Origin of the sequence: Streptomyces sp. NBC_01549 (assembly GCF_026339955.1) — a bacterium.
Lineage (GTDB): Bacteria > Actinomycetota > Actinomycetes > Streptomycetales > Streptomycetaceae > Streptomyces.
On sequence record NZ_JAPEPW010000001.1, the window covers coordinates 7,452,433 to 7,474,701 of the forward strand.

The 22,269-nt window shown below is 69.9% G+C and carries 24 protein-coding genes and 1 pseudogene; 13 read left to right on the forward strand and 12 right to left on the reverse strand.

The annotated features are described in order from the left end of the window. Positions 1 to 86 precede the first annotated feature (86 nt). The gene (locus OG819_RS33360; protein ID WP_266652922.1) at positions 87 to 788 is read right to left on the reverse strand and encodes an AbgT family transporter; all 702 of its coding nucleotides are present in this window, start codon (positions 786 to 788) and stop codon (positions 87 to 89) included. Between OG819_RS33360 and OG819_RS33365 the strand changes: the two genes are divergently transcribed. From OG819_RS33365 to OG819_RS33375, 3 genes are all read left to right on the forward strand, one after another. Next, complete coding sequence (locus OG819_RS33365) at positions 739 to 888, forward strand: hypothetical protein (RefSeq protein ID WP_266638576.1); 150 nt, start codon at positions 739 to 741, stop codon at positions 886 to 888. The two genes, OG819_RS33360 and OG819_RS33365, sit on opposite strands and share 50 nt — an antisense overlap. A 94-nt stretch (positions 889 to 982) precedes the next feature. Continuing rightward, positions 983 to 1,534, forward strand: a complete 552-nt coding sequence (locus tag OG819_RS33370) for a cysteine hydrolase family protein (RefSeq protein WP_266579321.1) — start codon at positions 983 to 985, stop codon at positions 1,532 to 1,534. Then, on the forward strand, positions 1,531 to 2,457 hold the full coding sequence (locus OG819_RS33375; RefSeq protein WP_266652327.1) for a DJ-1/PfpI family protein: 927 nt from the start codon (positions 1,531 to 1,533) through the stop codon (positions 2,455 to 2,457). Before OG819_RS33370 ends, OG819_RS33375 begins: the two co-directional genes overlap by 4 nt. A 237-nt stretch (positions 2,458 to 2,694) precedes the next feature. Here the strand turns inward: OG819_RS33375 and OG819_RS33380 are convergent, their stop codons facing one another. Continuing rightward, positions 2,695 to 3,315 carry an XRE family transcriptional regulator gene (locus OG819_RS33380; protein WP_266652329.1) on the reverse strand — a complete coding sequence of 207 codons (621 nt, stop codon included), beginning with the start codon at positions 3,313 to 3,315 and terminating at the stop codon, positions 2,695 to 2,697. Between the two features lie 97 nt (positions 3,316 to 3,412). On the opposite strand from OG819_RS33380, the gene OG819_RS33385 reads away from it, so the two are divergent. The 5 genes from OG819_RS33385 (at position 3,413) to OG819_RS33405 (ending at position 8,099) form a co-directional block, all read left to right on the forward strand. Continuing rightward, the gene (locus OG819_RS33385; RefSeq protein ID WP_266652331.1) at positions 3,413 to 4,894 is read left to right on the forward strand and encodes an MFS transporter; all 1,482 of its coding nucleotides are present in this window, start codon (positions 3,413 to 3,415) and stop codon (positions 4,892 to 4,894) included. Between the two features lie 240 nt (positions 4,895 to 5,134). Beyond that, a complete protein-coding gene (locus tag OG819_RS33390; protein ID WP_030872951.1) occupies positions 5,135 to 5,338 on the forward strand; it encodes a cold-shock protein in 204 nt (67 codons plus the stop codon). A 416-nt stretch (positions 5,339 to 5,754) separates the two neighbouring features. Beyond that, positions 5,755 to 7,275, forward strand: a complete 1,521-nt coding sequence (locus OG819_RS33395) for a DEAD/DEAH box helicase (RefSeq protein ID WP_266652333.1) — start codon at positions 5,755 to 5,757, stop codon at positions 7,273 to 7,275. Between the two features lie 141 nt (positions 7,276 to 7,416). Then, positions 7,417 to 7,722 carry a hypothetical protein gene (locus tag OG819_RS33400; protein ID WP_266652924.1) on the forward strand — a complete coding sequence of 102 codons (306 nt, stop codon included), beginning with the start codon at positions 7,417 to 7,419 and terminating at the stop codon, positions 7,720 to 7,722. Between the two features lie 59 nt (positions 7,723 to 7,781). Further along, on the forward strand, positions 7,782 to 8,099 hold the full coding sequence (locus tag OG819_RS33405; RefSeq protein ID WP_266638572.1) for an SCO5918 family protein: 318 nt from the start codon (positions 7,782 to 7,784) through the stop codon (positions 8,097 to 8,099). 88 nt (positions 8,100 to 8,187) lie between these two features. On the opposite strand, the gene OG819_RS33410 is transcribed toward OG819_RS33405, so the two are convergent. Next, complete coding sequence (locus tag OG819_RS33410; RefSeq protein ID WP_266579307.1) at positions 8,188 to 8,562, reverse strand: hypothetical protein; 375 nt, start codon at positions 8,560 to 8,562, stop codon at positions 8,188 to 8,190. Between the two features lie 541 nt (positions 8,563 to 9,103). On the opposite strand from OG819_RS33410, the gene OG819_RS33415 reads away from it, so the two are divergent. Beyond that, positions 9,104 to 9,448, forward strand: coding sequence for a MerR family transcriptional regulator (locus tag OG819_RS33415; RefSeq protein WP_266418758.1), 345 nt, complete (start codon positions 9,104 to 9,106; stop codon positions 9,446 to 9,448). Between the two features lie 111 nt (positions 9,449 to 9,559). Here OG819_RS33415 and OG819_RS33420 read toward each other — a convergent pair whose 3' ends face one another. From OG819_RS33420 to OG819_RS33435, 4 genes are read right to left on the reverse strand one after another with little or no spacing between them, the layout of a single operon-like run. Beyond that, positions 9,560 to 10,021, reverse strand: coding sequence for a S26 family signal peptidase (locus tag OG819_RS33420; RefSeq protein ID WP_266638571.1), 462 nt, complete (start codon positions 10,019 to 10,021; stop codon positions 9,560 to 9,562). A 25-nt stretch (positions 10,022 to 10,046) separates the two neighbouring features. Beyond that, positions 10,047 to 11,933: an ABC transporter ATP-binding protein gene (locus tag OG819_RS33425; RefSeq protein WP_266652335.1), complete on the reverse strand. Its 1,887-nt coding sequence runs from the start codon at positions 11,931 to 11,933 to the stop codon at positions 10,047 to 10,049. Next, positions 11,933 to 12,103, reverse strand: a complete 171-nt coding sequence (locus tag OG819_RS33430; protein WP_266638569.1) for a hypothetical protein — start codon at positions 12,101 to 12,103, stop codon at positions 11,933 to 11,935. The genes OG819_RS33425 and OG819_RS33430 overlap by 1 nt, the downstream gene beginning before the upstream one ends. A gap of 52 nt (positions 12,104 to 12,155) precedes the next feature. After that, the gene (locus OG819_RS33435; protein WP_168514971.1) at positions 12,156 to 12,323 is read right to left on the reverse strand and encodes a hypothetical protein; all 168 of its coding nucleotides are present in this window, start codon (positions 12,321 to 12,323) and stop codon (positions 12,156 to 12,158) included. A 218-nt stretch (positions 12,324 to 12,541) separates the two neighbouring features. Between OG819_RS33435 and OG819_RS33440 the strand changes: the two genes are divergently transcribed. Both OG819_RS33440 and OG819_RS33445 read left to right on the forward strand, forming a co-directional pair. Further along, positions 12,542 to 13,102 (forward strand): MauE/DoxX family redox-associated membrane protein, encoded by a 561-nt coding sequence (locus OG819_RS33440; protein WP_266638568.1) that lies wholly within the window; start codon positions 12,542 to 12,544, stop codon positions 13,100 to 13,102. A gap of 187 nt (positions 13,103 to 13,289) precedes the next feature. Continuing rightward, the gene (locus tag OG819_RS33445) at positions 13,290 to 13,829 is read left to right on the forward strand and encodes a hypothetical protein (protein ID WP_266638567.1); all 540 of its coding nucleotides are present in this window, start codon (positions 13,290 to 13,292) and stop codon (positions 13,827 to 13,829) included. Positions 13,830 to 13,924: 95 nt separating this feature from the next. Here the strand turns inward: OG819_RS33445 and OG819_RS33450 are convergent, their stop codons facing one another. From OG819_RS33450 to OG819_RS33470, 5 genes and pseudogenes are all read right to left on the reverse strand, one after another. Continuing rightward, positions 13,925 to 14,614 (reverse strand): hypothetical protein, encoded by a 690-nt coding sequence (locus OG819_RS33450; protein WP_266652337.1) that lies wholly within the window; start codon positions 14,612 to 14,614, stop codon positions 13,925 to 13,927. A 16-nt stretch (positions 14,615 to 14,630) separates the two neighbouring features. After that, complete coding sequence (locus tag OG819_RS33455; protein WP_266652339.1) at positions 14,631 to 16,217, reverse strand: FUSC family protein; 1,587 nt, start codon at positions 16,215 to 16,217, stop codon at positions 14,631 to 14,633. A 109-nt stretch (positions 16,218 to 16,326) separates the two neighbouring features. Continuing rightward, positions 16,327 to 16,458 (reverse strand): annotated as a pseudogene (locus OG819_RS33460) (transcriptional regulator); the annotation flags it as partial. Between the two features lie 287 nt (positions 16,459 to 16,745). Next, positions 16,746 to 17,318, reverse strand: coding sequence for a hypothetical protein (locus OG819_RS33465; protein ID WP_266652341.1), 573 nt, complete (start codon positions 17,316 to 17,318; stop codon positions 16,746 to 16,748). Positions 17,319 to 17,400: 82 nt separating this feature from the next. Further along, entirely contained in the window at positions 17,401 to 18,030 is a 630-nt protein-coding gene (locus tag OG819_RS33470) for a carbonic anhydrase (RefSeq protein ID WP_266652343.1), read from the reverse strand. A gap of 253 nt (positions 18,031 to 18,283) precedes the next feature. Between OG819_RS33470 and OG819_RS33475 the strand changes: the two genes are divergently transcribed. Together OG819_RS33475 and OG819_RS33480 are read left to right on the forward strand one after the other, a co-directional pair. After that, positions 18,284 to 18,733 (forward strand): protease complex subunit PrcB family protein, encoded by a 450-nt coding sequence (locus OG819_RS33475; protein WP_266652345.1) that lies wholly within the window; start codon positions 18,284 to 18,286, stop codon positions 18,731 to 18,733. A gap of 101 nt (positions 18,734 to 18,834) precedes the next feature. Further along, a complete protein-coding gene (locus OG819_RS33480) occupies positions 18,835 to 22,209 on the forward strand; it encodes a pyruvate carboxylase (protein ID WP_266652347.1) in 3,375 nt (1,124 codons plus the stop codon). Positions 22,210 to 22,269 lie beyond the last annotated feature (60 nt).

Below are 22,269 nucleotides of genomic sequence, written 5' to 3' on the forward strand. Positions count from 1 at the left end.
GTGGGCCGAGGATCCGCGGCTCGAGAGCACTGTCGGCCGGCTCCGCCCGGACGCACCCGGTGGAGCCGGCCGACTGCTTAAGGACATCACTTGAGGCCGATGTGGGCACCGGGCCCGAGGGGCAGATCGAATCCGTAGAAGATCCCCAGGATCGCCAACCACACCACCAGGAACGGCACGACGAAGATGGCGAGCCGGGAGATGAGCGTGCCGAGCCTGGCCTCCGGCTCGTACTGGCGCAGCATCGCCAGGAAGAGGAAGAGATAGGGGTTCATCGGTGTGATGGCACCAGTCGCGGAGTCGCCGATCCGGAAGGCGGCCTGGCTGAGGGCGGGACTCATGCCCATGAGCATGAAGGCCGGGATGAACACGGGCCCGACCAGGGACCACAGGGCCGAGCCGGAGACGACGAAGAGGTTGAGGCAGGACGCCAGCAGGACGAAGGCGAGGATCGCCCAGAAGCCGGTCACGCCGACGGAGTCGAAGAGCGCGGCGGCCTTCACGGCCAGCAGCACTCCGAGGTTCGACCAGTTGAAGAGCGCGATGACCTGGGCGGCGACGAACATCATCACGATGTAGCCGGACATGTTCTTCACCGAGTCGGTCACGGCCGTGACCACGTCCTCGGTGTCGGTGAGCGACTTGACCGTGAACCCGTAGGTCAGTCCCGCCAGCAGGGATGGCGTCCGGCGCTCTTGAAGACCAGGGCCGCCAAGGGCGGCACGCGAACTGGCCGACGTGCATTCCTTTGAGGCCCATCTGTCACGGCAGTTGCCCCGCCTGACGATCGGAGACCGGTCGGTGGTGCTGCGCACGGTCAAGCACATGGGCCGACTGCTGGGCGAGGACGGCCACTGCGTCGGCGTGGTCCCGCTCCGTCTGCCGTAGCTCCGAGGCCTCGCACACCGCTGACCGGATCGTTCCGGTGTCGGCCTGGATCAGGCCTGCGGATCCGGTATCGGACCAGGCCAGAATGGGGGACATGAACCGAGCGCTGATCGTGATCGATGTCCAGGAATCCTTCCGAGCCCGCCCGCTGTGGGAGCAGATCGCCAATCCGAAGATCGCGGAACCGGTCAACCGTCTGGTGCGACTCGCCCGCGCCAACGACGACCTGGTCGTCTGGGTCCTCCACACCGAGCCCGGCAGTGGCGGGGTCTTCGACCCGGCCCAGGGACACGTCCGACTGCTGGACGAACTGGAGCAGCCGCAGTCGGGTGAGCCGGTCCTGTACAAGACCTCCCACAACGCCTTCACCACCACTAATCTGCAACAACTGCTCACCGAGGCGGGCGTGCGCGAACTGACCGTCTGTGGCATCCGCACCGAGCAGTGCGTGGAAACCACGACCCGGGTAGGAAGCGACCTCGGATACCGCATGGTCTTCGTCACCGACGCCACCACCACCAATCCGATCGGCGACCTCGGCGCCGACGCGATCATCGAGCGTACGGAGGCTGTCCTGCGTGACCGGTTCGCCCGGATCTCCACGGTGGCCGAACGCGAGGCGGAGCTGGGAGCATCCGAGGCGTGAGTCATGTCGTCTTCGTCCTCGTGCCCGGCGTCCACCTGCTCGACCTGGCCGGACCGGCCCAGGTCTTCGGCACGGCGGGGGACTTCGGACAGCCCTACCGGCTGAGCTATGTCGCCGATCAGGAGCAGGTGCTCAGCGCCCAGGGCCTGCCGCTGGCCGCCCACACCCAGTGGCCGGAGCTGAGCGACGACGACCTTGTCGTGGTGCCGGGCTGGCGGGCGCCCACCCTGCGCGGCGGGCCGGAGCTGAGCCAGTCCGCGCTCGAGCGGCTACGAGCCCACCACACCGTCGGGGGCACCGTCGCCAGCGTGTGCGCCGGGGCCGAGGCGCTCGGCCTGGCGGGGCTGCTGGACGGGCGCAGGTGCACCACGCACCATCACCTTCAGGACGAGCTGGCGGCCCGGCACCCCCGGGCGATCGTGGTGCGGGATGTGCTGTTCACCACCGACGACCGGGTGGTGACGTCGGCCGGTATCGCCAGCGGCATCGACCTGGCGCTGCACCTGCTGGCCGTCCGCCACGGCCCGGCACTCGCTGCCCAAGTGGCGCGGGACATGGTTGTCTACGCCCGCCGAAACGGCCACGAGCCACAGGCCAGCGCCATGTTGCGGCACCGGTCCCACCTGGACGACACCGTCCACCGCGCTCAGGACCTCATCGACGCGCGCTTCGCCGAACCACTGCCGCTGGCCCACGTGGCCGCCAGCGTCGGCGTCAGTGAACGCACCCTGACCCGGATGTTCCACCGTGCCACAGGCGGCCTGACGCCGCTGCGCTACCAGCAGACCCTGAGACTGGAGCGCGCGGAGCACCTGATCGGTCACGGTACGACGGTGGAAACCGCGGCTCGTGAGGTGGGCTTCCAGGACGTTCGGATGCTGCGCCGACTGCGCTCCCGAGCGCCTTGCGGGACGACGGGGTGAACCTTCCCGGCAGTCATGCGATCCGTTCCACGGGTGGGTAGTTCCACGGGTGGTCAAGAGGTGACCCAGCGGGTCGGGTCCGCGTCGGTTGAGTGGCGCAGACGGCGCGCGAGTTGGGCTTCCCACCACGCGTCTCCCACGCGGCGTCATCCACCAGGGGTGAGCGGGACCGCTCCCGCTCGGTGAGGACGCTCATGACGAGGTGGGAGCGGGACCGCTCCCGCTCGGTGAGGACGCTCATGACGAGGTGCTGTCGGCCGTTGCGTCGGCCGCCGGACCGGGATCGTATGCGGACGGTTTCGCGCGGACCACGGCTTGATCGCCCCGTGGTCCGAACAGGTGCAGCATCTCCACGGCGCTCGTGTTCGCCGGACCGAACCAGTGCGGTTGTCTGGTGTCGAACTCGGCGACCTCGCCCGGGTGGAGTGTGCATTCCTGTTCCCCGAGGACGAGGCGCAGCTCGCCCGCGAGGACGTAGAGCCACTCGTAGCCGTCGTGGGTCACCAACACCGGCTCGCGGGGAGCCAGTACCTGCTTGAACACCTGCACCCGACCCGGGTACTGCGTCAGGGGCACAAGAACGCTGCCGTGGCCTTTGCGCAGGGGCTTGAGATGCACCCGAGGGTCACCGGTGGCCGGCGCGGCCACCAGTTGGTCGAGTGCGACCCGGTGCGTACGTGCGAGCGGGATGAGCAGTTCCAGGGTCGGGCGTCGTTTGCCCGACTCGAGACGCGACAGGGTGCTCACCGAGATTCCGGTCGTCGCCGCGAGCGCCTCCAGCGTGAGCCCGCGGTCCCGGCGCAGCGTGCGCAGCCGGGGGCCGATGCCGTCGATTATCTGTTCTAGTTCCGCGTCCATGGAGTCCAGTTTGCGGTCTTCGCAAATCTGGTGGGCGGCGGGTGTCCTCCGGCCCGAGCCTTGCCGGGCAGCCGCTTCCGGACGTGAGAGGTACACAGTGACCGCGACCACCCACCCCATCAAGCCACTTGACCCCGTTCAGCCCGTTCTGAGTGCACGCAGACGCTGGACGGTGCTGGCCGTCTGCTGTCTGAGCATGTTCCTGGTGGGCCTGGACACCACCATCGTCAATGTCGGACTGCCGGCGATCGGGCACGGTCTGGGTGTCGGGACCCGCAGCCTCGAATGGACCGTCGACGCGTACACCCTGGTCCTGGCCAGTCTCCTGATCTCCTCCGGCGCGCTGGCGGACCGTTTCGGACGCCGACGGGTGTTCCAGTTCGGACTGGTCGTGTTCGGTGCGGCCTCGCTGCTCTGCGCGATCGCCCCTTCGGCGGGTGTGCTGATCGCGGCCCGTGCCGTCCAGGGAGTCGGCGCCTCGATGCTCAGTCCAGTGGCTCTGGCGATCGTGGTGAACGCGATGCCCGACCCGAGGGAGCGCGCACAAGCGATCGGTGTCTGGGCGTCCGTCTTCGGGCTCAGCATGGCCGCCGGTCCCATCACGGGCGGCGCTCTCATCGCGGGCTTCGGTTGGCGGTCGGTGTTCTGGATCAACGCACCGGTCATCGTGGCCGCTCTCGTGCTCACCGCGGTGTTCGTGCCGGAGTCCCGGGCACCGCGGGCGCAGCGGCTCGACCTCCCCGGCCAGGCCCTTCTGGCCGTGGTCATCGGCGTCTCGGTGGGCGTCCTCATCGAGGGGCCGCGCATCGGCTGGACGTCGCTTTCGGCGCTGGCCGCCTACGCGAGCGCCGCCGCGGCCACGGTCGGATTCGGGTGGGTCGAGTCCCACCGGAGCGAGCCGCTGATGGATCTACGGCTCTACCGGCATCCGGTCTTCAGCAGCGCCGTCCTCGGCGCGGTGGCGGTCTTCGTCGCCCTCAACGTGACGTTCCTGCTCAACACCTTCTACCTGCAGCACGCCCGGGGGTGGACACCACTGGCCGCCGGGGTGGCGACCTTGCCCATGGCCTTCGGGGCGACCGTCTGCGCACCCCTGTCCGGCCGCTTGGTCGGTCGTGTCGGACCGCGGTTGCCGCTTGTCCTGGCGGGCGGCTTCATCACGGTGGGCGGACTCTGTATGGTCGGGCTCGACCAGCACACGAGCGTGCTCCTGCTCTTGGTGGCCTACTTGCTGATCGGCGTCGGGTTCGGTTTCGCCAACGCTCCGATCACCAACACCGCGGTGAGCGGACTGCCTGCCGACCGTGCCGGCGTGGCCGGAGCGATCACGTCCACCGCACGCCAGCTCGGCTCCGCGCTCGGGACAGCCATCGCCGGGGGCCTGGTCGCGGGTACCGCGCCGGTGGGACTCGCGCACGCGTCCCGCCCGGGCTGGATCCTGGTCGCCACCTGCGGACTCTTCCTCCTCCTCGTGGTCCACGCGGCACGGCCGAAGAAGGACGAGGCCCGCCCCGCCTCTCCGCAACCGCGGCGAGCCAATATCTATGCTCGTGAAGTGAGAAAATGGCGGAAGGCGTAACGAGGCTTCCTGTCCGGACAGACAAGCGGAGTTATTCACGGCACATGATCGATCGCAACGTGCTACTGTTGATCGCAGTTGCAGTTGTGGTTCCCGAAATCTTGCAAGTGTCCTCACCGGCTTCATCTGTCGGTGGAGCTCTTTTTCGGTTCCGGTGATTTTTCCGGCGGGGTAATCATCACGGCGACGCGGAGTCCGCACATCGCGAAACTCCGAACACCGTCCCGAAGGAGATCTGACATGGCTGCTGGCACCGTGAAGTGGTTCAACGCGGAAAAGGGCTTCGGCTTCATCGAGCAGGACGGTGGCGGCGCGGACGTCTTCGCCCACTACTCGAACATCGCGGCCCAGGGCTTCCGTGAGCTGTCGGAGGGCCAGAAGGTGACCTTCGACATCGCGCAGGGTCAGAAAGGCCCGACGGCTGAGAACATCGTTCCCGCCTGACGCTGACACGTACTTCGCAGCTGGGGCCCGCACCTTGGGGTGCGGGCCCCAGCTCGCCGCTTTTCAGGGAGCGGTCTCTCCGTCAGGGCCGTGGTGATGTCACCCGCGGCATGATTCAGAGGGGGCACGGCCCCCCTCGGGAATGCTCCACCGAATCCCTCGGGACTCCACCCAAGACTCCGGCCTCAGATCCGTCAGGGCCTCCCTCGCGGAATACCCCGCCTTGCTTTCGGGATCGCGCTGCTGTTTTCGGCGGCGCATTCCGAGAATATTCCCTGCTGATCCGACCTGATCCGACGTGATCCAGTCCGGTCCGATCCGGCTCCGCATTATTTTTGGCTCGTTCTTGCGATTCTCTGCGCTGCTCATTCGCTGCGGGAATTCCTTGATACGCGCCACATCAAGGAAGGTTCCACATGAACCGCACGCGTACAAACGATCGCTTCGCCCGCACCCGCACCGGAAGTTCTGGTTCCCAAAGGGGCGGCGGTCACTTCGGCGGCGCACCCTCCAGTCGCTCCGGTGCGCCCCGCCGGCCGAAGGGTTATGGACGTCAACAGACCGCCGTGCAAGGCGAGTTCGCGCCGCCGACGACGATCACTCCCGCGCTGCCCGCCGTCGAGGCGTTCGCCGATCTCGGCCTGCCGGCACCGTTGCTGGCCGAGCTCGGCCGCGCAGGCGTGACCGTACCGTTCCCGATCCAGGCGGCGACCCTGCCCAACTCCGTCGCGGGCCGCGACGTACTCGGTCGTGGTCGCACCGGTTCCGGCAAGACCCTTGCCTTCGGTCTCGCCATGCTGGCCCGTACGGCGGGTCGGCGCGCCGAGCCGCGACAGCCGCTGGCCCTGGTCCTCGTACCCACCCGGGAGCTGGCCCAGCAGGTCACCGACGCGCTCACCCCGTACGCCCGATCCGTGAGACTGCGGCTGGCCACGGTGGTCGGCGGGATGTCGATCGGCCGGCAGGCCAGTGCGCTGCGCGGCGGCGCCGAGGTCGTCGTAGCGACGCCGGGGCGGCTCAAGGACCTCATCGACCGTGGCGAATGCCGCCTGGGCCAGGTCGACATCACCGTCCTCGATGAGGCCGACCAGATGGCCGACATGGGTTTCATGCCCCAGGTCACCGCGCTGCTCGACCAGGTGCGTCCCGAGGGGCAGCGGATGCTGTTCTCGGCCACCCTGGACCGCAATGTCGACCTGCTCGTCCGCCGCTACCTGACCGACCCGGTCGTCCACTCCGTCGACCCCTCCGCGGGTGCGGTCACGACCATGGAGCACCATGTACTCCACGTGCACGGCGCGGACAAGCAGCGGACGACCACCGAGATCGCCGCACGTGAGGGCCGGGTGATCATGTTCCTGGACACCAAGCACGCGGTGGACCGGCTCACCGAGCATCTGCTGAACAGCGGCGTCCGCGCCGCGGCCCTGCACGGCGGGAAGTCCCAGCCGCAGCGCACACGGACGCTGGCCCAGTTCAAGACGGGGCATGTGACGGTGCTCGTGGCGACCAATGTCGCGGCGCGCGGGATCCACGTCGACAACCTCGACCTGGTCGTGAACGTGGATCCGCCCACCGACCCCAAGGACTATCTGCACCGTGGCGGCCGCACGGCCCGCGCCGGTGAGTCCGGCAGCGTCGTCACCCTGGTGACGCCCAGTCAGCGACGCGATATGAGCCGACTGATGGCTGCCGCCAGGATCACTCCCCAGACCACGCAAGTGCGCTCGGGTGAAGCGGAGTTGAGCCGCATCACCGGTGCCCAGGCTCCCTCGGGCATCGCGGTCACCATCACCGCGCCGGTCGTGGAACGTCCTCGGCGCGGGTCCGGTTCCCCGTCCCGGGGCCGTCGCGGCAGCACCGTCCAGGGCCGATCCTCCGGCGAGGCGGCACGCCGCGCACCGCGGAGGTCGTCCGGCTACAAAGCGGCTGCCTAGGGCGTCGTGATCGGAAACCCCACCCGTCCATTCAGGAGGCACTCTTTGACACTGGTTCAGACGCGGCAACGCCCCATCGATCCCGCGCCCACGAACGTGGCCGACGTCCTGGACGCGTCCGGACCGCGGGTCGGTGACGACATGACCGTCGAGGTGGCCTTGTTCCTGATGGCCAGTGCCCGTGTCGGGTACCTGCTCCTGTGCGACCAGGACGAACATTGCACAGGTTCGGTCACGCGGGCCCAACTCGCCTTGGTCCGCGACAACCCCGCGTACACGGACCGGGTCCGGGTACGGGACGTCCTCGACGCCGGCGGACCGTTCGCCTCGCCCGTCACGACCGCGCTCGAAGCCGAGCACGCGACGCGGCGTCCGCAGCTCAGTGCCCTGTCTGTCGTCGCCGGGGAACAGGGCCGCGGCCCGTGCGCCCCCGCCCTCTCCCGCTGATCCGCCTCGCCCGATCGGCATCGGCCCCGTTCCTCCCTCTTCCTTCCCTGCGAGGCATCATGCGCTGCGTCATCGCCCGGTTTCCCTTCGACCTCTCCAAGAGCGGGGTGCTTGCCTCCATGAAGGGCGTCAAGCCCGAGCCCGTCACGGGTGAGTCCGTGCTGATCGGCCGTCGCCACTACCCGGTCAAGCAAGTGGGCGAAGTCATCACCAGGCAGGACCGCCGTGACTTCACCAGCGGGGAAGTCACCCGGGCCATGACACGCCTCGGTTTCACCTGCCGAGGCGCCCTCGAGCCCGCGCCCGCCACGCGCGTCCTGACGCCGTTGCAGACCGCGTCGGCGCTGCTCGGCAGCTGCATGCCGGTGGAACCGTGAGAACCGGCGGAAGCCGATGGAGGACTGGCGGAAGCTGACGCCAGGACAGTGAGGAGGGCCCTGCCGACATACGCCGGCAGGGCCCTCCTCACTGGTCGGAGTAACTGAAGTCGCCCACGGTCCAGGCACTGACGTCCTTGATCGCGACGCGATACATCCCGCCCGTCTCGGGAATCCCGACGCTGCCCTGCAGGATCCGGGCGAGGTGGAAGTGCAGATGCGTGGGGGCCCCGCCATGCTCGGGTCGGCCCACTGTCCGGTCGGCGGAGAAGACGTCGGAGAAGGGGCCGAGTCGGTCCGAGTCCTTCAGGACGTCCGAGACGCGCTCCCTCCACACGGCTTCGGGAGCCAGCCGCCCTGTGATGACGGCACCGCCGGCCACCACGGTCAATGACATCTGATTGCTCTGCTCGGACTCCACCAGGGCGCAGAGATCCACGAGCAGCTCGTCAGGGTTCGACATGAAAGCCGATTCTATTCGGTGCGCGATCCGGGCGCCGGAGCCGGCCGATCGCCGCGCCCACGCCGTCACCTACCCAGAAGCTCCACAGGACAGAGCGTATCTATGCCTCGGGACACCAAAAGTCTATGTTTGACACAGTAGACATTGGGCGGTTGCGTGATTAGTGTTTCTCTAGTAGTGCAGAAGTCCGCAGGTCGGGTGACTGTGGAGTCTCGAAGCCAAGTTGTCAGCGGGACGGTGACGAGACCGACGGCCGCACCGGCCTGGCAAGTGAGTTGATTCAGAGGAAGAACGGAAGGAGCAGGCGCCATCAGGATCACCCGGCCGACGAGCACGAGGCCGGGTGCCGCAAGACCCCGGAATGGAAGGTGGTCCCCGGTCACGCATCCGCGACCCCGCATTCCCGCCCCCTCACCGGGGCCAGGTAGCGGAAACAAGAGGTCGGCAGAGCAGTAGAGCCGGCAGATGGTGTTCAATTTCCTTCGGGGCCCTGGTGCCGTACGGCATCGGGGCCCCTCGACGCGTTGCACAACGAGGTGAAATGACAGCAGATACTCCACTGAGTGGTCGCCTGGACGACGACGACTACCCCGCGTACACGATGGGCCGGGCCGCCGAGATGCTCGGCACCACTCCCGGCTTCCTCCGAGCCATCGGCGAAGCCCGTCTGATCACTCCGCTCCGCTCGGAGGGCGGGCACCGGAGGTACTCCCGCTACCAGCTCCGGATCGCCGCTCGAGCCCGCGAACTCGTCGACAGGGGGACCCCGGTCGAGGCTGCTTGCCGCATTGTCATCCTCGAGGACCAACTCGAGGAAGCGCAGCGCATCAACGCCGAGTACCGCCGCGCCGCGAACGAGGCGTCCGGCACTTCCCGTTCCGGCTGAGCGCGCACGACCGCACGGTTCACCGAGCAGATCGAGCTGTCCGTCGCGCCGCTCCCGGACACCGACCGGCAACGGTTGTCGCGGTGGGCGGCCCGGGAGGCTTCGGCAGCTTCACCTTGGTGACGATTCCGGTGCGGGGGCGCGGGTGAGAACCACGCCCAGCAGGGACGACTCGGGGACGTAACCGAAGTGGCGGGAGTCCTGTGTGCGGGCGGCGTCACCTCGGACGATCAGGGAACCGGACGGCACCAGTCCGCCGTCCGGGGCGCCGACGATGTCGCGTACGTCGGGTGGCACGGGATCGCCGGGCAGCGCGGAGACCCGCTTGACCAGCCAGGCCAGGGCGTCGTCGCCGTCGCCGAACGGGAGGGGGTTGCGGAAGACCACCGCGTCGCCGCGCCGTACGCGTGTGGTGCGCCGCACCAGCAGCCGGTCGCCGTCGGCGAAGGTTGGGGCCATGCTCGATCCGGTGACCCTGATCAGGGCGACGCGTGAACGCAGTACGCGTACGGAGAGGAGCAGCAGGCCCGCGCCCGCCGCCATCGCCAGCGTGGTCCGTCCGGCCCCCGTCATATGACCGCCTTCCGTTCCGGGCGGCTCATGTGGCCGCCTCCGTGGTCCTGCGCCGGTCGCCGCGCTCGGCGTAGCCCGCCGCCTGGAGGCCGAACAGCCGGGCGTAGTGCCCGCCGCCCAGGGCCATCAGCTCGTCGTGGGAGCCGAGTTCGGCGATCCGGCCGTCGACCAGTACGGCGATGGCGTCCGCCTCGCGCAGGGCGCCGAGCCGGTGCGAGACCAGCAGCGCGGTCCGGCCGCGGCGGTGACGACTGAGCGTGCGGTGCACCTCGTGCTCGGCCTCCGGATCCAGACCCGAGCTGGGCTCGTCCAGGATCAGCAGATCGGCGTCGCCGCGCATCAACGAGCGGGCCAGCGCGACCCGTTGCCACTGCCCGCCAGAGAGGGTGACCCCGGCGGTGCCGTCCTCCTCGTCGAGGTGGACGCGGCTGAGCTGGGTCTCGTACCCGTCGGGGAGGTTGCGCAGGGTCGTGTCGATGCCGGCGAGTCTCGCGCTGTCGCGGATGCGCTCCAGGTCCTCGCGGTACGGCAGATCGCCGATGCCGACGTTCTCGGCCGCGGAGAGGTCATACGTCATGTAGTCCTGGAACGTGACGCCGATCCGGCGGCGCAGCTCGGCCACGTCCATGGTCCGGATGTCGGTGCCGTCCCAGAAGATCGTGCCGCGTTCGGGGTCGTAGAACCGGCAGAGCAGCTTGATGAGGGTGCTCTTGCCGGCACCGTTGCGGCCCACCAGGCCCATCGCGGTGCCCGCCGGGACGGTCAGGTTCACCCCGCGCAGCACCCAGGGGCCGGACGTGTCGTAGCGGAACCAGACGTCGCGCAGTTCGATTCGCCCGGTGAGCGCCGGTACAGGGGCCTCGCCCCTGGTCAGGTCGTCGGGGGTGTCGAGCAGGTCGAGATAGTGGCCGAAGAGCCGGACGCCCTCCGCGGCCGACCCGGCCTGCAGCACGATCCCGGTGAACGCCCCCTGCACTCCCGCGGCGGCGGCTATGAACAACGTCACATCGCCGACCGTGAATCTGCCGCGGGCCGCGCCCGCGACCACGATGACCGTACCGAGCCCGGCGACCAGGGCGTTGAGCGCGGCGAAGCCCGACTGCACCAGGGCGCCACGCCGGGCCACCGCGAGCTCGGCTTCGGTGGCGTCGCTCAGCGCGCGGACCAGTCGGCCGTGCAGGAAGCGACCGAGGCCGAACAGCCTGATCTCCTTGGCGGCGCGGGGGTCGGTCAGCAGCGAGCGGTAGAAGAGGTGTCGGCGCAGCCGGGCCGAGGTCAACTCCCAGACCGCCACCTGGCGGCGGGCCAGCGACAACCGGGCCAGCAGTGCGGCGGCGCCGACGAGGAACAAAAGGCCCACCATCGGGGGCCAGACGGCGAGCAGGGCGCCCGTGAAGCCGCTCAGCGCGGCCACCGAACGCACGGCCTCCTGCGTGAACATGGTGATGTTGTGCGGTGCGTCCTCCGAGGCCTGCTGGGCGAGCCGCAGCCGGTCGTGGAACGCGGGGTCCTCGAACCGCCGCAGTCCGCGGAACTCGTCGACCTTGGCGAACAGGGTCCTTTCGACTTCGACGACGAGCCGTCTGCGCACCAACTCATCTAAATAGGCGGCCAGTTGCAGAAGGACGGCGGAGAGCGCCCCGAGTGCGGCCGTGGCGATGCCGAGTTTGACGGCGTGCCCCGCGTCGGCGTGGGCGCCGCGGCCGAGCTCGTCGAAGAGCAGCTTGGCGAGCCAGGCGGCGGCGGCCGGAGTCACCCCGACTCCCACGGTCACCCCGAACAGCAGCGAGGCGCCGACGGGTGTGCCGCGGAACTGGAGGGTGACCGCCGCCCACGCGGCGCGGGCCCGCAGCCGGTTCCCCGGAGGCGAAGCCGCCTCCGGGGAACCGGCAGGTGGGTCGGAGTGCGTCATCAGCACGTGTTGCTGCGCTTGGTGCACACACCGTTACAGGCGAATCGGTACTGGTGTCCGCCCTTGCAATAGCAGAGCTGACCCACCTCGGGGATGCAGGCCCCCGCAGGCTGCTCGTCGAGTACGAGCCGCAGCAGCCGGTCGCCCATCGTGCCGATCAATCGCCCCATGACTACCTCCTGGTCGTGCGACGTGATGTGTCGGGATGGGATGGCGGCTGGGTCAGCAGGTGCCGTCCTTCACACAGGGGCCGTTGCAGCTGAAGACGTACCGGACATGGTTCGTGCACTTGCAGAAAGTGCCGTGCTCCGGGACACAGGCGCCGGCCCGGTCCTCCTTCAGCAGCATGCCCAGCAGTTTGTCGCCCATCGTGCCGATCACACGGGTCATCACGGACCTCCCTCGTAGGGTGAAGACCGGACCAGGGGTAAGGTCCGGCCGGTGCAGAAGGTATGTTGCGAGGCCAATTGAGCGCAAGGGTGCGGAAGTTGACGGATTGCTTCCAGTTTCACCTGTGGAGATGTGGGTGGAAAGGGGCCACTGTTGCTCATGTCGACTTGGGGCTACATTGCCTCTGATCCACTCGTCCCGGGAGGTGAGAGCTGCTCGTGGCCTACGCCCTACTTGCCGTCAGACTCCTCGTCGGCATCGTGTTCGCGGCATCCGCGACCGGAAAACTACGAGGCGCCGCGGCCTTCCGCGGCTTCGAGGACTCCGCCCGTTCCATGGGCGTTCCGGCCCGCCTGAGCCGCCCCGTGGCAGTGGCCGTGGTAGCGGGGGAGTGCGCCGCGGTGGTGCTGCTCACCCTGGGGCCCGGCGGCGGGCCCGGGTTCGTCCTGACACTGCTGCTGCTCGCCGCGTTCACCGCCGGAATCCTCCGTACGCTCCGCACCGGAACCAAGGCGTCCTGCGCCTGCTTCGGCGCTTCCACCGCGCCGATCGGCCGCCGCCATGTGATCCGCAACGGCGTGCTGCTCGTCCTCGCCGCGTTCGGCCTGGCCGCCGCGCTCGCGGGAACACCGGCGCCGACCCAGGCGGCGGGCGTGCTCATCGCGGCATTCGGTGCGCTGGTGGGCGCTCTGCTCGTGATCTTCACGGACGAGTTGGGCACGTTGTTCGACGACGGCGCCCCACGCCCCTCGGGACGCGTCCGCCGATCCGCCCCGTAGGCGACAACCATCCTGATGTCCCACGTGGTCGAAGTTCCCGCACCACCGTGGCGGCCAGCGCGACGCACAAGCCGCAGCCGCCGCACCACGGCGCGCGGCACACGTTCGAGCCGCCGCGCCTTCGCACCCCGCGATTCCGAAGGGCGGACACCCCGCCCCACGATGACACGAGACCCCGGAGTCACCCATGCCCTTTCTGGTCACCGCCGTCGTCCTCATCGCCTTGCTCTGTCTGCTGAACCTGCTGCTCACCTTCGGCGTCATACGCAAACTCCGCGCCCAGGCCGACGAGAAGTCCGACAGGGTCGTGGACGGCCTGATCATCCCGGCCGGCTCCGCCGTCCCCGGCTTCTCCGCCGTCACCACCGCCGGTGAGCGGATCACCCGCGAAGGCCTCGGCGAGACCATGCTCGGCTTCTTCTCGCCCGACTGCCGTGCCTGCAAGGAGCGGCTGCCGCTCTTCGTGGAGCAGGCCCGCACCACCGCCCGCGAGACCGGTCGCAGCGTCCTCGCCGTCGTGCACGGCACCGAGGAGGAGGCACGCGAGCAGGTGACGGCGCTGTCCGAGGTCGCCCACGTCGTGGTCGAGCCCGGTGACGGGCCGCTCGGCGAGGCCTTCGACATCACCGGGTACCCGGTCTTCGGCCTGATCACCGTGGACGGCACCCTCAGCGCCACCGCCTTCGACCCGGGCCGCCTGCCGGCCCCCTCGAAGGCCGCGGTCTGACACGGGGCAGCGCTCCGTCGCGTCGGCGCGGCCCGGACCACCCACCACCCCTCCGCTCACGCACGCACCTCGGGGGGTCGGTGCGCTACCCCGGATCAGGACTGCCCTTCGGGCGTCGCCGCGGCGGCCAGGGCCGGCTGGAGCCGGCGGGCGGCGTCCAGGTGGTCGGCGGTCCAGATCATGCGGACGGCCGTGTCCGTGGCCTGCCCGCGCTCGTCGCTGAGGTCGCGGCGGAGGGATTCGACCAGCTGCGCTTCGGCCGCGGGGTTGCGCGGCAGCGGATCCCGGACGGTGGTGTCGCGGCCGAGGCCGGCGGCCAGATCCCGGTACCAGCCGGAGATCTGGCCCGCGGCGCTCAGCAGGACGAGTCCGGCCTCGGCCCGGTTCGGCTCACTGTCCAGCTCGCCGGCACGCCGCCACAGGCCAAGGACCGCGTCCGCCGCGAGGCGCAGCCCCACGATACCGGTGACCAGGGTGGTCATATCGGCCAGGGGCACCGGTTTGGCGCCGCGTTCGGCCAGATAGCTGCGGAACGCGTCGTCGAGCCTGCGCGCGGCGGCGGCCGCCTCGACGCCCTCCCGCAGCGCGACTTCGTCCGACGCGGGCGCGGTGCCGCACTGACCGATGGCGTACTGCACCGCGCCCGCCAGGTACCGGGCGCTGTCCGTGTACGCCTCGGCGAGCGCCCGGTCGACGGCCGCCGTGGCGCCGCGCGGCCAGAAGAACAGGCCCACCAGCACGCTCACCGCGCAGCCGATGGCGATGTCCTGGATCCGCAGCAGCACGATGTGCCAGTCGGGATCATGGCCGATGTTGAACAGGATGACGAGGGTGACGGTGAATGACGCCTGACCTGCGGCGAAGGAGATGGCGGCGGGGGCGATGCCGGCGAGGAAACACGGCTAGGGGCAGCAGGAACCAGAGCGCCGTGCCGTGGTGTCCGATGAGTTGCAGCAGCCCGGTGCCGATGACCGAACCGGCGAGGGTGCCGCCCACCGCGCGGACCGCGTTCTGCCCGGTGTTGAGGGCGTTCGAGCGCAGCACCGACAGGGTTCCCAGGAGCACCCAGAACGAGTGCTGGACGCTGGTCACGTTGGCGAGGCCGACAGCGATACCCAGGCCGAGTGCTCCCCGCAGACTGTTGTGCAGCCAGACCGACTGCGGCTGAAGGTGGGCGGCGGCCCGCTCGCACGCCGCCGCCAGCGGTTGGGTCACGGCACCGGGCTCCCGGCCCAGCAGGCGTTCGGACCAGCCGCGGCGTTCGGCGGCCGCGGACAGGTCCACGTTGTCCGCGATCTGCAGCGTCGCGAAGCCGAGCTCCTGCGCGCGGAACGAAAGGTCCAGTGCGCCGATGACCGGGTGCACCTGTGAGGGGGTGCCGGCTCCGCCCCGGCCCACGGGCAGTCTGGTGGTGGCGTTGTGCTCCATGTCCGCCATGGCCCTGCGCAGGTGCTCCGAGGCGGCGTGCAGGTTGTCCGGCGAGCCGCGCGGGGCGTCGAGCAGCGTGGCCACCTCATCGAGTACGGCCGCGGCGGCCCGCCGTACGAACTGGGCGTCGATGTCGCAGGCCGGGTGACCGTCGAGAGGGGGCGCGCTGTCGGCCAGGATGCTGCTGAGCCAGGTCAGTTCGTCGACCAGGCGGACGAGGGCGCGCGAGCCGGTGGACAGGCCGGTGGGGCGGTAGGGGGTGGCGTCGAAGGCGGTGCGCAGCTCGGCCGCCGCGGCGGCGGCCTCGTCGGCTCTGGTACGGCACTGGACGGTGCTCGGCGCGCCGGGCCCGCCCCCCAGGATTGACGCGTCGGTGCGCAGCTGCTCGGCGGCCGCACGACAGACCCGGGCGGCGGGTGCGCTGAGGGGGTCCGTGGTGGGACGGGGCCACAGCAGGGTGATCGCGAGCATGGCGGCGGCTGCCGCGAGGCCCGCTCCCGCTAGCCGCTCGGGAAGCTCAGCGAACGGGACGGGTGAGGTCACCGGGAGGATGAAGGCCAGCAGCAGCGCGGTCGAGGCGCCCGCGAGGACGGAGCTGACCACGCCGGAGAACAGCACCAGGAAACCGATGACCACCATGGCGGCGACCGCGAGCCAGGTCTCGTCGGCCACGAGCGTACCGAGACAGATCAGGACGGCCCACGCCACCGCGAGGCCGAGGTGGGCGCGGAGCCGCTGCACCATCGGACCGGTGAAATCCACGAGCAGCAGCATCGAGAACGCACCGAACGCGGCAAAGGTCGCCATCGTCGCTGAGCCGATGACCTGGCCACACAGGGCGAACAGAGCGGGCATGACGATCGCGGTCCGCCCGGCACGCCGTGTCGCCGCCAGCTCGGGATCGTGGTCGCGCAGCCACGAGACCGCCGACCGGAGACGGATTGGGCTGGATGTCCGCACGTGCCCGCCCACCTCCTTCGACAGGGCCTCCGCCCCACCGAGTCTGACGCCTCTCCCCAAGTGACGTCACCCGAACGCGACCTCCGTCGGTGCCGAGAGCTTGGGCGAGGGCGGGCAGGCTGCGCAGATGCTCGTGCTCGGCCTCCTCCAGCAGGAGGGCGTAGGCCAGCGAGTCGACCACGGACGGGCTGGGCCGGGTCTCCTTGCCGCGCTCCAGGCGCACATTGAAGTCCATGTTCATGCGTTTCAGTCGGCCCCTGGGTTTGGAACCCGAGGCTATTTCCCTGTGGCTCCCTTGGAATTGCGCAGTGATCTGAACGCGGCCCGCATTCGCACCGTGTGCGCGGCGGCGCTGACCGTCACCGGGCTCGCGGCCCTGGTCCCGCGGCGGCGTCCTGCTCCGCCGTCGCTGCAAGCCGTCGCACGGTGCCCATGCAATCCACCGGCGCTCCTCCTTCTCTCGCGGAGACCACCGGCACCGAGGAGGCGCTCAAGGCGCCGGGTTCCGTGCTTGACCGGAGTGAGCGGTCAGCGAGCGAACGCCTCGTTCAGGCGGACGCTGTAGCCGTCTTCTTCCATCAGGACGACGGTGACGCCGAAGGGGGAGGGGTGGTCCAGCTCGAGCGGGATGAAGGAGTAGTTGACCGCGGCCTGGACGGGAAGGAGCAGTTCGCCGCCCGGCCGCGGCTCGATGGCGGGCTGCCATTCCGGCTCGACCGAGTCCCTGCCGTCGGGGGAGTGGGCCGGGAGCCGCTCGGTGTAGGGGAACTGATGGAGCACATGGCCGTCCTTGGTGGCGTGCACCATGTTCAGACACGGCACCGGGCCGGTGATCGGCAACTGGCAGGCGGTGGCGACGTCGCGGGTCTCCCAGGCGAGAACGACTTCGTCGGCGCCTGCCGCCGCGGCGATGTTGGCGAGTTCGGCGATGCCGGTGAGCGCGTCCTCGCCGGGCTCGGTCGGCCGAACCCAGATCAGGCCGACCAACTCGCCACGTACCAGAGGCATGATGACCGGCCGAGGCACGGTGCCCCCGCCGAGCTCCGCGGCGTACGCGCTCTTCATCGACTCCACCAGCGCGTCCCACGTCTGCGTTTCCATGAACTCGCCCTCACTGCCGGCCCGTTTCCGATCAGGCTGACCCTGCCATGCCGACCGTGCCTCCGCCAGCGGCCCGGACCGGTCAGGCAGGCGCGCCGGCCAGGACTTCCACCTTGCCGGTGTCGAGCGAGTAGTAGGCGCCGACCACGGCGAGGGCGCCCTTCCCCACGAGGGGGGCCAGGTCCTGATTGGAGCGCAGGTCGGCAGCGGTCAGCGTGACCTGTGCGCGGGCCATGGACTGCACCGGGTCGGCACCACCCGCGTGGACCGCCTGCTCGTACGCCGGACGCAAGGCCTTGGCGATCGCCTCCAGATTGCCGGGCAGCGGTTTGCCGTCACGGATGGACTTGTACGCCGCCTCGACGGCGCCGCAACGTTGATGCCCGAGGACCACGATGAGCGGAGTGCCGCTCGTCATGGGCCCGTACTCGACGGAACCCGTGACCACCGGGCCGACGGCCGCTCCGCCCGTGCGCATCACGTACAGGTCACCCAGCCCGGTGTCGAAGAGGAGTTCGGGCGGTACCCGGGAGTCGATGCACGACAGGATCGACCCGAAAGGTTCCTGCTTCTGGGCCACGAACTGGCGACGGTTCGGATCCCGGTCGGGATGTCGAAGGTCGCCGCTCACCCAGCGTTCGTTGCCCTCCATCAGTCTGGTGAACGCCGCGGCGGGCGTGGTCGGCCGCTCTTCGGGCGAAGCGCTGGTCACCGCCGGGGCGGCGCTCGTCGGTGAGCATCCCGCAAGTGTGACCGTGGCGGACGCGAGGCCGCCGATGAGAAGAACTCTGCGATCCGGCTGTCCCGCTCTGTCCATCGGCCCTGACCCTTCAGTCCGCCGTGACGTCTCAGTACGTCTTGACCAGGGGCGATTGTGTGGTGCGAGGGCGGGACCGGACGGCAGGCACAAGCGGGCGTGGGGCGCTTTGCCACCGATGGCCCACAGAATCCAGTACTGAGCACGTATGGGACGGCGTCAGCGCTTGCGTGAGGATGTACGTATGACACCTCGACGCACTGGCGAGATCGCGTTCCACCATCTGGTGAAGGGTCTATCCTGCGGCGTGCGGGTCGAGACCGCGACGGTCGTCAGGGACCAGGAAACCTGGAACGGCCTGTGGCGGATCGTCACATCTGACAGGTCCTCTCCGTCGGAGCCGCCCGCCGGGGACTGGGCGTCGCGGATGGTGGTGTTCGTGGGGGTCGGCACCCGCAACACGGGCGGCTATCAAGTGGAGATCACGCGCCTGTACGAGGAGGACGATGCCATCCGCGTGTATGTGCGGGAGACCTGCCCGGGTCCCCGGGCAGTGGTCACGTGCGCCTTGACGCACCCGTTTCACGCGGTGGCTTCGGCCCGTCGACCCGACCACGTGGTCTTCGACTTCCGCATGGAGATCGTGACCAGAGAGTGAGCGGGCCAACCCTCCGGGCGGGAGTGGCCGGGTTCACATGGCATAACGGGGGCGTCACCGACAGCATGGTCCTCGTCACCGGCAGGCCGAAGGGATCCAGGATGTTCCGCAAGGTGCTGGTCGCCAACCGCGGCGAGATTGCGATTCGCGCGTTCCGCGCAGGATATGAACTGGGCGCGCGAACCGTGGCCGTCTTCCCCCACGAGGACCGCAACTCGTTGCACCGGCTGAAGGCCGACGAGGCCTACGAGATCGGCGAGCCGGGGCACCCGGTGCGGGCCTATCTCTCCGTGGAGGAGGTCGTCCGTGCCGCACGCAAGGCGGGCGCGGACGCCGTCTACCCGGGCTACGGGTTCCTGTCCGAGAACCCGGAACTGGCGCGCGCCTGCGAAGAGGCGGGCATCACGTTCGTCGGCCCGGACGCCGCGACTTTGGAGCTGACGGGGAACAAGGCCCGCGCGGTGGCGGCCGCCCGGGCGGCCGGAGTGCCGGTCCTCGGCTCCTCGGCGCCCTCCAACGACATCGACGAACTGGTCCGTGCCGCCGACGACGTCGGTTTTCCCGTGTTCGTCAAGGCGGTCGCGGGCGGCGGAGGGCGCGGCATGCGGCGGGTCGAGGACCCGGCCGCGCTGCGTGAGTCCATCGAGGCGGCCTCCCGTGAGGCGGCGTCGGCGTTCGGCGACCCCACCGTCTTCCTCGAGAAGGCCGTCGTCGATCCGCGCCACATCGAGGTGCAGATCCTCGCCGACGGGCAGGGCAACGTCATGCACCTGTTCGAGCGGGACTGCTCGGTGCAGCGGCGCCACCAGAAGGTGATCGAGCTGGCGCCCGCGCCCAACCTCGATCCGGCGCTGCGGGACCGGATGTGCGCCGACGCGGTGCGCTTCGCCCGCGAGATCGGCTACCGCAACGCGGGTACCGTGGAGTTCCTGCTCGACCGGGACGGCAACCACGTCTTCATCGAGATGAACCCGCGCATCCAGGTGGAACACACGGTGACGGAGGAGGTCACCGACGTCGACCTGGTGCAGTCCCAGCTGCGCATCGCCGCCGGCGAGTCGCTGGCGGATCTCGGGCTCTCCCAGGAGACGGTCACCCTGCGCGGTGCCGCTCTCCAGTGCCGTATCACCACCGAGGATCCCGCCAACGGCTTCCGCCCGGACACCGGCCGGATCAGCGCCTACCGTTCGCCGGGCGGCTCCGGCATCCGTCTGGACGGCGGCACCACCCACGCCGGTACGGAGATCAGCGCGCACTTCGACTCGATGCTTGTCAAGCTCACCTGCCGGGGCCGGGACTTCAAAGCCGCGATCGGCCGGGCCCGGCGTGCGGTGGCCGAGTTCCGCATCCGCGGCGTCGCCACGAACATTCCGTTCCTCCAAGCCGTACTGGATGACCCCGACTTCCAGGCCGGACGGGTCACGACGTCGTTCATCGAACAGCGGCCGCACCTGCTCACCGCCCGCCACTCCGCCGACCGTGGCACCAAGCTGCTCACCTACCTCGCCGACGTCACGGTGAACAAGCCCCACGGCGAACGCCCCGAGCTGATCGACCCGGTCACCAAGCTGCCGCCGCTGCCCGCGGGCGAGCCACCCGCGGGTTCCCGGCAGCGCCTCGTCGAACTCGGCCCGGAAGGCTTCGCCCGCCGGCTGCGCGAGTCCCCGACCATCGGCGTCACCGACACCACCTTCCGCGACGCCCACCAGTCCCTGCTCGCCACCCGGGTGCGCACCAAGGACCTCCTCGCCGTCGCCCCGACCGTGGCCCGGACCCTGCCCGAGCTGCTGTCCCTGGAATGCTGGGGCGGCGCCACCTACGACGTCGCCCTGCGCTTCCTCGCCGAGGACCCTTGGGAACGCCTGGCGGCCCTGCGGGAGGCCGTGCCCAACATCTGCCTCCAGATGCTGCTGCGCGGCCGCAACACCGTGGGCTACACGCCGTACCCGACCGAGGTGACCGACGCCTTCGTCCAGGAGGCCGCGGCCACCGGCATCGACATCTTCCGCATCTTCGACGCGCTCAACGACGTCGGCCAGATGCGGCCGGCCATCGACGCCGTACGGGAGACCGGGACGGCGATCGCCGAGGTCGCCCTGTGTTACACCTCCGACCTGTCCGACCCGTCGGAGCGGCTCTACACCCTGGACTACTACCTCCGTCTCGCCGAGCAGATCGTGGACGCGGGCGCGCACGTCCTGGCCGTCAAGGACATGGCCGGTCTGCTGCGGGCACCCGCGGCGGCCACGCTCGTGTCGGCGCTGCGCCGCGAGTTCGACCTGCCGGTGCACCTGCACACCCACGACACCGCGGGCGGTCAGCTCGCCACCTACCTCGCCGCGATCCAGGCCGGTGCCGACGCGGTGGATGGCGCGGTCGCCTCCATGGCGGGCACCACCTCACAGCCGTCGCTGTCGGCGATCGTCGCCGCCACCGACCACTCCGACCGCCCCACCGGCCTGGACCTGGGAGCCGTCGGTGACCTGGAGCCGTACTGGGAGAGCGTCCGAAGGATCTACGCGCCCTTCGAGGCGGGGCTGGCCTCGCCGACCGGACGCGTCTACCACCACGAGATCCCCGGCGGCCAGCTGTCCAACCTGCGCACCCAGGCGGTCGCCCTCGGCCTCGGCGACCGCTTCGAGGACATCGAGGCGATGTACGAGGCGGCCGACCGAATCCTGGGCCGCCTGGTCAAGGTCACCCCGTCGTCCAAGGTGGTCGGCGACCTCGCCCTGCATCTGGTCGGTGCCGGGGTGCGGCCCGAGGACTTCGAGGAGACACCTGACAGGTTCGACATCCCCGACTCCGTCATCGGCTTCCTGCGCGGCGAACTGGGGACCCCGCCCGGCGGCTGGCCGGAGCCGTTCCGCACCAAGGCGCTCCAGGGCCGCGCGGCGGCCAAGCCCGTGCAGGAGCTGACCGCCGAGGACCGTACGGGCCTGGAGAAGTCCCGGCGCTCGACCCTCAACCGGCTGCTGTTCCCCGGGCCGACGCGCGACTTCGAGACCCGCCGCCAGGCCTACGGCGACACCAGCGTGCTGGACAGCAAGGACTTCTTCTACGGGCTGCGCCCCGCCAAGGAGTACGCCGTCGACCTCGAGCCCGGCGTGCGGCTTCTCATCGAGCTCCAGGCCATCGGCGAGGCGGACGAACGCGGTATGCGCACCGTGATGTCCTCCCTGAACGGTCAACTGCGGCCGATCCAGGTCCGTGACAACGCGGCCGCTTCCGACGTACCGGTGACAGAGAAGGCCGACCGCGCCAACCCCGGGCACGTGGCGGCGCCGTTCGCCGGTGTGGTGACGCTTGGGGTCGCCGAGGGAGACGAGGTGGAGGCCGGTGCGACCGTGGCCACCATCGAGGCGATGAAGATGGAAGCCTCGATCACCGCCCCGAAGGCCGGCCGGGTGACCAGGCTGGCCATCAACCGGATTCAGCAGGTGGAAGGCGGCGACCTGCTCATCGAGGTCGGCTGAGGTTCGTGTCACGGCCCACGCGTGCACCGAGCACGCGTGGGACGTCAGAACCGACTCGCA